The sequence below is a fragment of the Chryseobacterium oncorhynchi genome (assembly GCF_002899895.1).
Taxonomy (GTDB): Bacteria; Bacteroidota; Bacteroidia; order Flavobacteriales; family Weeksellaceae; genus Chryseobacterium; species Chryseobacterium oncorhynchi.
This window is the reverse complement of the sequence record NZ_PPEI02000002.1, coordinates 123,376-134,574: the sequence shown is the minus strand read 5'-3', so window position 1 is coordinate 134,574 and position 11,199 is coordinate 123,376. Positions and strand designations below refer to the sequence as shown.

Genomic DNA, 11,199 nt, shown 5'->3' with positions numbered 1-11,199 from the left:
CTTTTTTTTGTATAAACTGGATGATTCTGCCATCGTATTAATCCAATAATTTTGAATAATAAATTATACAATATGAACGAAAATAAATTAACGAACCGAACTGGAGCACCTGTATCGGACAATCAGAATATCCAAACTGCGGGCCGCCGTGGTCCGGCTTTATTACAAGACATCTGGTTTTTAGAAAAAATGGCTCATTTTGACCGCGAAGTAATTCCTGAACGGAGAATGCATGCTAAAGGATCAGGTGCTTATGGGGTTTTTAGGGTAACCCATGATATTACCCGATATACAAAAGCAAAGCTTTTTTCTTCTATTGGAAAGGAAACGCCTTTATTTGTTCGTTTTTCTACGGTGGCTGGCGAACGAGGAGCAGCTGATGCGGAAAGAGATATTCGTGGTTTTGCTATAAAATTCTATACAGAAGAAGGAAATTGGGACCTTGTGGGAAATAATACACCCGTTTTCTTTCTTCGGGATCCATTAAAGTTTCCGGACTTAAATCATGCTGTGAAAAGAGATCCCAGAACCAATCTCAGAAGTGCTGATAATAACTGGGATTTCTGGACTTTATTGCCAGAATCTCTTCATCAGGTTACCATTACCATGAGTGATCGTGGTATCCCCAGATCTTACAGGCATATGGATGGTTTCGGCAGTCATACTTTCAGTTTTATTGATGATAAAAATAACAGGTTCTGGGTCAAATTTCATTTTAAAACACAGCAAGGTATCCAAAATATGAGCAACGAAGAGGCAAAAGCAATCATTGGTAGTGATCGGGAAAGCCATCAGAAAGATCTATATGAGAGCATTGAGGAAGGTCATTTTCCTAAGTGGACAATGTATATTCAGATCATGGAAGAAAAAGATGCCAATAGCTATCACATCAATCCATTCGATTTAACAAAAGTTTGGCCTCATGGGGATTATCCGCTTATTCCGGTAGGAGAACTTGTATTGAATAGAAATCCATCCAATTATTTTGCTGAAGTTGAGCAAGCTGCTTTTAATCCTGCTTCTATAGTTCCGGGAATAAGCTTTTCGCCAGATAAGATGCTTCAGGGACGTCTATTTTCTTATGGAGATACACAACGATACAGACTAGGAGTTAATCACCATCAGATTCCTGTTAATGCTCCCAAATGTCCATACCAGTCTTATCATCGTGATGGTGCTATGAGAACGGATGGGAACTTTGGAAGTACAATAGGGTATGAGCCTAATAGTTTTAGTCAATGGCAAGAGCAACATGATTTTAGCGAACCTTCTTTACCTATCGATGGTGATGCTACACACTGGGACCATCGAGAAGATGCTGATTATTTTTCTCAACCAGGGAATCTTTTCAGATTGATGTCTGATCAGCAAAAAGAGGTTTTATTTAAAAATACAGCAGAAGCAGTAGGAAGTGCACAGAAGTTTATACAAATTCGTCATGTTAGAAATTGTTATCGGGCTGATCCAGTTTATGGGGAAGGAGTAAGTAGAGAACTGAGATTGTCTATGTCAGAAGTTTTTGACTATGAGGGGTATGAAATGAAGAAAGTTACTTTAGATACTATTTAAAGAAGCGTTTATTAAATATTGATTTTAGCTCCGGAAAGTAGCCATATGTATTTCCGGAGTGAAATCCTTTAGTTTGAATTATCAACTAAAGGATTTTTTTGTTCAACGTTTTTTATTTTCAATCCATCCATTTTGGCTACATGTTTATCCGTTTTGGCAACTTCTGTCATTCTTTAGTTCCTGAACTTTGTCCTGTAATTTTAAACAAGAAAAAAATGAAAACAATTTTTATAACAGGTGCTTCTACAGGATTAGGAAAAGTAGCTGCCAAATTATTTCAAAACAAAGGCTGGAATGTGATTGCTACGATGAGAAATCCGGATGCAGATACAGAATTGGCTTCTCTGGAAAATGTAACACTGCTTCCGTTGGATGTTACCAATCCGGCACAAATTGAATCGACCATTAAAAAATCGCTTGAATTAGGTGATGTGGATGTAGTATTCAATAATGCAGGATATGGTCTTATTGGGCCTTTGGAAGCGCTTAGTGATGATCAAATCGTAAAACAGATTGACACGAATTTATTAGGTGTTATCCGTGTTACGCAGGCGTTTATTCCTTATTTCAGAGAGAAAGAAAGCGGAACCTTTATTTCTACAACGTCAATAGGTGGTTTAATTGCGTTTCCTTTGGGATCAACCTATCATGCTACAAAATGGGCATTAGAGGGCTGGAGTGAAAGTATGGCTTTTGAACTTAATAAGTTCGGAATAGATATCAAGACTGTTTCTCCCGGAGGAATCAAGACTGATTTTGTAAGCCGTTCTCTGGATTCTGCTACAAGCCCTGCTTATGAAGAAATGATTAATTCTTTATATTCGAGCATGGAAGGAATGATGGAGGCTGCTTCTACACCGGAACAAATTGCAGAAGTAGTGTATGAGGCTGCCACAGATGGCAAAAAGCAACTTAGATATGTAGCTGGTGAGGATGCAAAACTCCTGTATGCACAAAGGCTGGAACTGGGAGATGAAGCTTTCAGGGATCAGTTAGGGAAACAGTTTATTTAATAATTTCCTTAAATTCATGTGGTTGATTCTGCGTTTGTTATGTGTTTTTTTTAATCGAAAAGTTTATACCTTTACAACATGGAAAAGAAAGAAAATATTCCTCTGAAAATTTCATCCATATCAGAACTGCATAATTTGTTGCAGCTTCCTGGGCCACTTCATCCGTTGGTAAGCCTTATGGATAACGAAAGGATGAGCATTAATAATGACTTGCTTGGTAAAAGTTTTTTATTGAATTTTTATAAGATTTCCTATAAATTCTCTATGAATGGGAAGAAAATGGGCTATGGACAGGGGTATTATGACTTCAATGAAGGTGGAATGATGTTCACGGCGCCTGGTCAGATTCTTTCTCCGGAGGAAAATGCTGAATATTGTGGGTATACGCTTGTAGTGCATCCGGATTTTATCAGAAATTATCCTTTAGGCAAGAATATTAAAAATTTAGGGTTCTTTTCTTATGATACGAATGAGGCTCTGCATTTGTCTGATCAGGAGAAAGGTATCATAACCGGACTTTTGGACAGCATCAAAAATGAACTGAACACAGCAATTGATGAAGTAAGTCAGGATGTAATAGTGTCTTATATTGAGGTTCTTCTTAATTATAGCAATCGTTTTTATAAAAGACAATTTATTACAAGAAAAGCTGTAAATAGTGATTTTCTGACCAAAATGGAAACTATACTTGAGGATTATTTTAATGAACAGAAAACTTTAACCCATGGGCTTCCTACGGTAGAGTTTCTGGCCTCGGAACTCAATCTATCACCTCATTACCTGAGTGATATGTTGAGAAACCTTACCGGACAGAATGCTCAGCAGCATATTCATGAAAAGCTGATTGAAAAAGCCAAGGAGTACCTTACAGCAACCAGTTTCTCTGTATCCGAAGTAGCTTATGCATTAGGATTTGAACACCCACAATCCTTTAATAAACTATTTAAAAAGAAAACGGATAAAACGCCATTAAGTTACAGACAGTCATTCAATTAAATATAAAAACACCCAGCCATTAGCTGGGTGTTTTGTTGTATAGTATATCTTATTTTGCAATGAATAAAAATCACTTAGCTTATATTTTTAATGGATTCTATTTTCCATTTGTCACTTTTAGTAAGGGTATATCTATAAGTCATACCACAGTTCTTCAAATGAAATTCTACGTTGCAGGATTCTTCATTAATCGGCTTTACCGTGAATTGTATAGTGTTAATATTCTTTAAATCAGATTGATAATCATCCTGTGTCATAAAGAAATAATCATAATCGAAACCAAACGGAGGTCCGTCATTAGCAGGGTTTTGCTTGAAATATTCATTTCCATCCACATATTTTTCTTTGTAAGCAGATAGAAATTTTGTAGAGAATAAATCACTGCTTTCCAGAAATTTAATTTCTTTATCCACCTCATCAAAGTCTACATAATAATTGGCTGGAGGATCAGTTTCGGTAAGAATTCCACCTTTTATGGAATTGAAACTGTAGAGTTTATCTTCATTTTCTTTATACCATTTCAGAAAAGCCTTTACTGTTTCAACCTGAGAATTATCCTGAATTTTTTGAATGGAAACGGTTGTATTTTGAGGTTTTATGGTGTCCTGCACTACTGATTTTTTTATAGTATCTTCTTTTTTACAATGAGTAAACAGCATCAGAACAGTAGATAGCAACAAAGTTTTCCTAGGCATAAATAGTTTTTTCAGACCTCAAAATTACTAAAATATAAAAGTAATCCAGAGGTGTAATTTTATTTTTTAATCCTGTAATTTTCCCTGTAGGTATTAGCCGTAATTCCTGTACAACGCCTGAAATACCGGCAAAAAAGGGAAGAATCTACAAACTGCAACTGATTGCTGATCTCCTTAATGGAAAGTGGGGTGGTTTTAAGAAGTTCTTCAGCCTGCTTTATCACCCTATAGCTGATCCATTGCTTGATAGGCTTTCCTGTTTCCTTTTTTATTAAACTGCTTAAATACTGTGGGGAAAGATGCAATTGATTGGAATAAAATAAGACACTTCGCTCCAAATGCCCGTGTTTATTCAACAGTTCAAAAAAATGTTCTATGATATCCTGGCTTCTGGTTTGCAAAAGACTGTTATTTCTGATAATAGGCAGATAAAGCTTTGAAACCAGCTCGAGAAGAGCATAGAGTAGATATTGTACAGATTCTAAAGTGCTTTGTTCCTTTGTTTTGGAATGATAATCCTGTATTAATGCAACGGTAGCCCAAATAAGTTTTCTTGTTTTATTTTCTACCGACATGGCAGGATTGAACTTGATTTCGTCACTGGCTAAAAGTACCGTTAGAAAACTATAGGTACTGATGAAATCCAGGGAGATATAAAATACGGATAATTCAAGATCATCACTGCAGGAAATACCTGCCAGATTCGTATCTGGTAAGAGCATTATGATGGAACTGGTCTGTATATGAAACGGAAAGGTATTGATTTGAAGATCCAGCTCTCCGGATGATACAAAGCAAAGCAATAATTTATTGAGCTTACTGGCTTTTTTGTAAAAGCTGTGGATGTTGTCTGCCTTATATTCTTCAATATATAATCCTTCAAATTTTGGTTTAATATCTATCATCATACAGGTGGATTATTTCTTGGAATAGTTAATGCTTTTATCTCTTGAATTACTGCGATCAAATGTAAGCAGTTAATTTTTCTTTTTAAATACCTTGTTTAAAATGGAATATAAAATATCAAAAATGGAATATATTTTATTGGATGAGTGTGACTAACTTCGCCAACGGAAATTTTAATCAAAATTTGTTGTAATGCACGATAGAGAAACCTCTGCTACGAGAATGCCGACGGCCTGCTTTTTACTTTTCTTTGCCCATGGGCTTGTTTTTTCCTCCTGGGCGAGCCGGATTCCCATTATTAAAAATGCTCTTTCCATTAATGAGGCAGAATTGGGAACTCTTTTGCTTTTAATGCCGATAGGGCAGCTTTCTACAATGGTTCTGGCAGGAAAACTAATTAGTAAGTACGGAAGCAGTCGAATTATTAAAAGTTGCTTTTTATTATACCCGGCTTTTCTTTTGTTGATTGGGCTTGCTCCTTCTTATTGGGCTTTGGCAGCAGTGCTGTTCTTCTTTGGAGTTACCGGAAATATGTGCAATATAGCCATCAATACACAAGCCATAGAAATAGAATCAATCACAAAAAGAACATTGCTGTCATCTTATCATGGAGCATGGTGTTTTGCAGGATTAATAGGAGCGGTGGTGGGCTTATTGATGATAAACCTGAATGTAAGCACGTTTTATCATTTTGTACTTACTTTCGTTCTTGTGTTTTCAATTTGGTTTTATAGTAAGGGGCATTTAACGAACATCATTCATAAAGTAGAACCTCAAAGACAGTCAATTTTAAAATTTGTAAATCCAACATTAGTAGGGTTAGGAGTCATAGGATTTTTGAGTATGGCTATTGAAGGGGCTATGTTTGACTGGAGTGGTGTATATTTTCAAACCATTGTAAAGGCGCCGGAAAAGCTGGTTATTCTTGGGTATACCAGTTTTATCTTAATGATGACCTTAGGTCGTTTTATTGGAAACCGTGTGATTGAAAGGTATGGAAAGAAAATTGTTCTTCAATGTTGTGGTATTCTGATGAGTGGTGGTCTTTTTCTAAGTGTTTTCTTTCCAGAATTATGGATCTGCATCATCGCTTTCATGATTATAGGTCTTGGTAGCTCCCTAAGTGTACCGTCTGTGTATAGCACTGTAGGAAAGGTAAGTAAAGTAGCACCAAGTATTGCTTTATCCTTTGTTTCCAGTATTTCATTTTTAGGATTTTTAATGGGACCACCATTGATTGGATACATTGCTGAATGGTTTGATCTAAGATATTCCTACGGTCTTTTTGCCTGCTTTGGAATATTATTGACCATTATGGCGGGACAAATGAAAGTATTTAGGAGTAAATAAGTACATATTTTTTCATGAAGAAAAAACAGTCTGTTTTCAGAATACCAATGATTTTGAAAACAGACTGTTTCTATTTTTATATCCAATTTTCTATCAGATGGAACCACAATGCTTTCTCTTCGTTGAGAAGAAAGATTGCGGATGATTTTCTTTTGTTTGTTATTCCCTCTGTAGTCTGAGTTTCGATATAAGTTGCCAGTCCGTGATGATCAGAATGGTGTATTTCTATATTTTCAACCTGTATCATACGTTCCGGGAATTTTCCAAAAACGGTTGGAAGCCAGTCTGAAAACAGAGATAAAGTAACAGGATTTCCATCTCCATTGATCATTGTGAAATTTGGAGAAAACCCGGAGAGAAGTTGTTGGTAAACAGCTTCCTGATTTTCAGCTTTCCCTTGAAACCATTTTTCAATATTGTGATGGAATTCGGTAATTTCTCTGATGATTTTTTCTGTGTTGTTCATAGATTTAAATGTATAATTTTTTTAATTTTAAATAAAGCTTTTTGTATCAAAGCTGATGAATGTATTTTCTTAATTTGATATTTCCCCATATTCCCATAACCTGAAAACCTCCGATCATTGCAATAGCCAAAGAGAATGCCTCAGAAAAACCTATTACATTTATCATATTAAAAAAAAATGTACCTATTATGGCTCCTCCGGTTACACTGCCTATCTGTATACCAATGCTTATAAGGCCCGAAGCCTGTCCAGCTTTATCTTTAGAAATAAGGGCAATAGCTGTTCGCATCATTACAGGCATAATGGTTCCGTGTCCTAATCCTGCCATAAATAGGGGGATATTGGTGATGAAAGATGGCTTGTGTTGAATATAGAAAGCCAGTGCACTGAAGATGAATCCTGTCATTAACAGTCCAAGTCCGATGGAGATGATCTTGTGAGGGATCAGTTTTATTTTGGAAACCATAAAAGGAGCCAGGAAAAAAGCAATTCCGTAGGGAACAATGGCAATTCCTGTCTGCATAGAGTCTTGGTGTAAAAACTGTTGGAGATAATAAGGATAGCAAATAAATAAGCCCGCCGTAAAATTGTAAAAAAAGATAATTAAAAGGCTTAATGCAAAAGGTTTATACTGTAAAAGGGTTGGGTCTATAAGTATAGGTCTGGCTTTTTTCATTAAATGGGTTTCGTATTTTAAAAATCCTATCAATAGAGCAATACCTGCAAACAGAAAGCAGAATATCCACCACGCCCAATGATATTTCTGCCCAAAAATAAGAGGGCATATAAGCATCAGTAAGGCAAGAATTAATAATAATGAGCCTGTAAAGTCAATTCCGGAATTGGTTTCCTTATGATGAGCATCCATGGTAAAATGAATTCCCACAATACAAATAACCGTAATAGGTACATTCACAAGAAACACCATTTCCCAGGAAAAACTTCCCCAATGCATACTGAGAAGCAAGCCGCCAAGAAGTTGACCAACCACAGAGGCTAATCCAAATACGGAGCTGAAAAGACTTACCGCCTTAGGCTGTTCCTTATTACTGAATAAAACTTTTATAGAAGCTAAAACCTGGGGGGCAAGTAATGATGCTCCAACTCCCTGAAATAGCCGTGCAATAATTAACCAGATCACAGTAGGAGAAAAGGCACAGGCCAGAGATGAAAATAAAAAGATATACAATCCTAGTATGAAGATTCTTTTTCGCCCATAAAGATCACCCAGTCGTCCTCCGCAAACAACAAGGGCCGCATAGGTAAGCCCATAAATAGCAATGACCATTTGCAACTGATGATCACTGGCTTTTAAAGCATCTTTTATGGAAGGTAAAGCCATATTGACAATAAAATAATCCAATGGGGAAAGGAAAGCACCTGCTATCAGAAAATTGAGTGCTTGCCATCGTTTCGGATATGTATACATATTTTTTTAATGCAAAAATAACCTCTTGATATTCTGTTAAAATTGTACTTTTGGAGGAAAGTATAGTGCGTTTATGAAAGGATTACATCTTGAAAGTATCAAAGTGAGAGAAATGAAGCTTAAGAGTGAAGAAGTTATTCTGAAAACTAAATCTTTTCTTTCATTTGTATACGTCGTAAAAGGAAAAGGAAGTTTGGTGTATGATGAACGCCGTATTGATTTTACAGAGGGAAAGCTTTTTATTATTCCTCAACAGGAGTCTTATCATTTTGAAAGTGAAAATGCTGCGCTGATTAGTATTGAATGTCCCATTGAGTTTATTGATAAAATACGTCTGGAGGCAGATCGTATTGAAAGTTGCGAAAACCTTTATAAACTGCAATATATAAGCAATAATTACCATGCCCGGGCTGGATGTGTATTTCGAAATAAGAATGATGAAAGCTTTGCGGAAGCTCTTATTTTGCAGATTGCAAGAGAGTTTAAGAATAACGCGGAGGACTACTTGATTATCCGTAACTGCATTTCGATTTTGCTTAACCTTATTGCCAGAAATATTATTCAGAGTGAAACTTCAGACCTGCAGGAAAATAAAAAGGCGTTCTCTATTATGAAGATCATCACTTATATTCAGCAGCATATAAAAGACAGAGAAAAGACAGGAGTTCAGGCTATTGCTGATCATTTTGGGATTTCTGGGAATTATTTTGGAGAATACTTTAAGCAGCAAACCGGAGTTTCTTATCAGGATTACTTATTAGATTATCGCTTGAAGCTGGTGGAGACTTATTTACAATACAGCAGTATACGATTGAGTGAAATAGCCTACGAACTTCAGTTCAGTGATGAAAGCCATCTTTCAAAAATTTTCAAAAAATATAGAGGGGTTACACCGGGAGAATATAGAAAAAATCATAAGTAACAGAAGTTTTTATTCTTTTTGTAATAGTTGTTTTCTGTACTTTATTCCCCATTCGCCCATAGTATCTATAATGCTGTGAAGGCTTTTTCCAAAATCTGTCAGTTCATAATCTACAGACACAGGCATCGTGTTGTTTTGGGTTCTTTTTATCAGATTATTCATTTCCAGAATCTTCAGTTCTTTGGATAGTGTTTTTGAAGCAATGCCGTCTACCTGTCTTTTAAGATCCATAAAGCGGAGCTTTCCCGTGTAATACAAATGGCTGATGATAATGGTTTTCCATTTTCCATCAAGCAGATAGATGGTGTCTCGTACTCCGCGGATATGGTTTTTACATTCCGGATCGATTTCAATTTTTTCCTTTTTCATATTTCAAAAAATGATATTTCAAAATTACGGAATTGATTTAATTTAATATAACAAAAAACTACCTGGTTACTTCTTGGTAACTGGTTACTAAAAGGTAACAGGTAACATATTGCAACTATAAACAAAGTAACTTTGCAGAGTAAAATAGAGGAAGAAGCCTACAAAAAGGAGCCTGTCTTTAAACAATAACAGAATAAATAAAATAATAAAATTATGTCACTACAAGAAGCACTGAACTGGAGATCTGCTACAAAAAGTTACAACGGGAAAACTATTGAACAAGATAAAATTGATCAAATATTGAACGCCATTCGTTTGGCTCCATCAAGTTCTGGTTTACAGCCTTTCAAGGTTTTTGTGATTACAAACAAAGAACTAAGAGAAAAACTACAGCCCATTGCATGGCAACAACAACAGATTGTACAAGCCTCACATATACTGGTTTTTGCTGCCTGGGATGAATATACAACGGAAAGGGTGGATGCGTTCTTTGAATTCAGCAATAAGGAAAGAAATTTACCATCTACTGCCACAGATGATTATCGTCTGAATCTATTAGGAATGCTAGATAAAAAGACAAAAGAAGATCATTTTGTGAATGCATCACAGCAAACTTATATTGCATTAGGGTTTGGATTATTGGCTGCAGCCGATTTGAAAATTGATGCAACACCTATAGAGGGCTTTGATCATAATGGAGTGGATGAATTGCTTAGCCTCCCGCAACAAGGGTTAAAAAGTACGGTGATGATGGCACTTGGATATAAAGATGAGGACAACGACTGGTGGGCAAAACTTAAGAAGATAAGAAGATCCCATGAAGAAATTTTTATTGAACTCAATTAAACTTAATTCCTCATTAGAATAAAAAGAAAAAGGAGACCTTAACGGCCTCCTTTTATATGGAGTCTAAAACAGCCATATCTTTTATTTTGTTAAGCCAGCCTTTCCTGTCCTCCTCACTAAGCTCATAAAGAGGACCTATAAAATGATTGGTAATGGAAGATACTCCACAATATTCCAGAATACCCTTTTGCAGCTGAACAAGTCCGCTAGATCTGTATTCTTCTTCATATACAGTTATGGATAAATCTCCGGCAGTAGTAATGATTCTTCCGGATTTACTGTTTAATAATCCCTCACTTGGTCCTTTTTTATTACTTTTAAAAGCTATACCCGGAAGAAAAGCCCTGTCAAAGAAGCCTTTCATTACAGCGGGCATACCAAGCCACCATAGAGGATGGATCCATACCTGATGCTCACTCCATTGGATATCTTCCAGTGCCTTTACAAGATCTGGTTCCAGTTCCATTCTTTGTTGGTAACCAAACTGTAGATTGGGATTAAAGTGAAGTTCGCCAATAGCAATATACCGTACCTCTGAACCGGAATTGATTGCTGAACTGATATAGGAATCTGCAATTACAGTATTAAAACTCTCTTTGTTTGGATGTCCGTTGATGACAACAATTTTTTTCATGTCA

General features: G+C 36.1%; 12 protein-coding genes. 6 read left to right on the top strand and 6 right to left on the bottom strand.

Annotation, left to right across the window (positions count from 1 at the left end):
• Nucleotides 1–72: 72 nt before the first annotated feature.
• From C1638_RS06270 to C1638_RS06260, 3 genes are all read left to right on the top strand, one after another.
• Nucleotides 73–1,569 (top strand): catalase, encoded by a 1,497-nt coding sequence (locus C1638_RS06270; RefSeq protein ID WP_109619295.1) that lies wholly within the window; start codon nucleotides 73–75, stop codon nucleotides 1,567–1,569.
• A gap of 215 nt (nucleotides 1,570–1,784) precedes the next feature.
• Nucleotides 1,785–2,582, top strand: coding sequence for an SDR family oxidoreductase (locus tag C1638_RS06265; protein ID WP_109619293.1), 798 nt, complete (start codon nucleotides 1,785–1,787; stop codon nucleotides 2,580–2,582).
• Between the two features lie 78 nt (nucleotides 2,583–2,660).
• Entirely contained in the window at nucleotides 2,661–3,578 is a 918-nt protein-coding gene (locus C1638_RS06260; protein WP_109619292.1) for a helix-turn-helix domain-containing protein, read from the top strand.
• Between the two features lie 74 nt (nucleotides 3,579–3,652).
• Here the strand turns inward: C1638_RS06260 and C1638_RS06255 are convergent, their stop codons facing one another.
• Both C1638_RS06255 and C1638_RS06250 read right to left on the bottom strand, forming a co-directional pair.
• Complete coding sequence (locus C1638_RS06255) at nucleotides 3,653–4,273, bottom strand: hypothetical protein (protein WP_123838348.1); 621 nt, start codon at nucleotides 4,271–4,273, stop codon at nucleotides 3,653–3,655.
• Nucleotides 4,274–4,332: 59 nt separating this feature from the next.
• Complete coding sequence (locus tag C1638_RS06250; protein ID WP_228428058.1) at nucleotides 4,333–5,181, bottom strand: helix-turn-helix domain-containing protein; 849 nt, start codon at nucleotides 5,179–5,181, stop codon at nucleotides 4,333–4,335.
• Nucleotides 5,182–5,371: 190 nt separating this feature from the next.
• Here C1638_RS06250 and C1638_RS06245 point away from each other — a divergent pair, with 190 nt between their 5' ends.
• A complete protein-coding gene (locus C1638_RS06245; RefSeq protein ID WP_109619288.1) occupies nucleotides 5,372–6,529 on the top strand; it encodes an MFS transporter in 1,158 nt (385 codons plus the stop codon).
• A gap of 76 nt (nucleotides 6,530–6,605) precedes the next feature.
• Here the strand turns inward: C1638_RS06245 and C1638_RS06240 are convergent, their stop codons facing one another.
• Together C1638_RS06240 and C1638_RS06235 are read right to left on the bottom strand one after the other, a co-directional pair.
• Nucleotides 6,606–6,995, bottom strand: a complete 390-nt coding sequence (locus tag C1638_RS06240; RefSeq protein WP_109619287.1) for a hypothetical protein — start codon at nucleotides 6,993–6,995, stop codon at nucleotides 6,606–6,608.
• A gap of 46 nt (nucleotides 6,996–7,041) precedes the next feature.
• Nucleotides 7,042–8,424 carry an MFS transporter gene (locus tag C1638_RS06235; protein WP_109619285.1) on the bottom strand — a complete coding sequence of 461 codons (1,383 nt, stop codon included), beginning with the start codon at nucleotides 8,422–8,424 and terminating at the stop codon, nucleotides 7,042–7,044.
• Between the two features lie 73 nt (nucleotides 8,425–8,497).
• On the opposite strand from C1638_RS06235, the gene C1638_RS06230 reads away from it, so the two are divergent.
• Nucleotides 8,498–9,346: an AraC family transcriptional regulator gene (locus C1638_RS06230; RefSeq protein ID WP_109619284.1), complete on the top strand. Its 849-nt coding sequence runs from the start codon at nucleotides 8,498–8,500 to the stop codon at nucleotides 9,344–9,346.
• Between the two features lie 9 nt (nucleotides 9,347–9,355).
• Here C1638_RS06230 and C1638_RS06225 read toward each other — a convergent pair whose 3' ends face one another.
• A complete protein-coding gene (locus C1638_RS06225; protein WP_109619283.1) occupies nucleotides 9,356–9,715 on the bottom strand; it encodes a winged helix-turn-helix transcriptional regulator in 360 nt (119 codons plus the stop codon).
• 213 nt (nucleotides 9,716–9,928) lie between these two features.
• On the opposite strand from C1638_RS06225, the gene C1638_RS06220 reads away from it, so the two are divergent.
• Entirely contained in the window at nucleotides 9,929–10,561 is a 633-nt protein-coding gene (locus C1638_RS06220) for an NAD(P)H-dependent oxidoreductase (RefSeq protein ID WP_109619281.1), read from the top strand.
• A gap of 52 nt (nucleotides 10,562–10,613) precedes the next feature.
• Here the strand turns inward: C1638_RS06220 and C1638_RS06215 are convergent, their stop codons facing one another.
• Nucleotides 10,614–11,195, bottom strand: coding sequence for an NAD(P)H-dependent oxidoreductase (locus C1638_RS06215; protein WP_109619279.1), 582 nt, complete (start codon nucleotides 11,193–11,195; stop codon nucleotides 10,614–10,616).
• Nucleotides 11,196–11,199 lie beyond the last annotated feature (4 nt).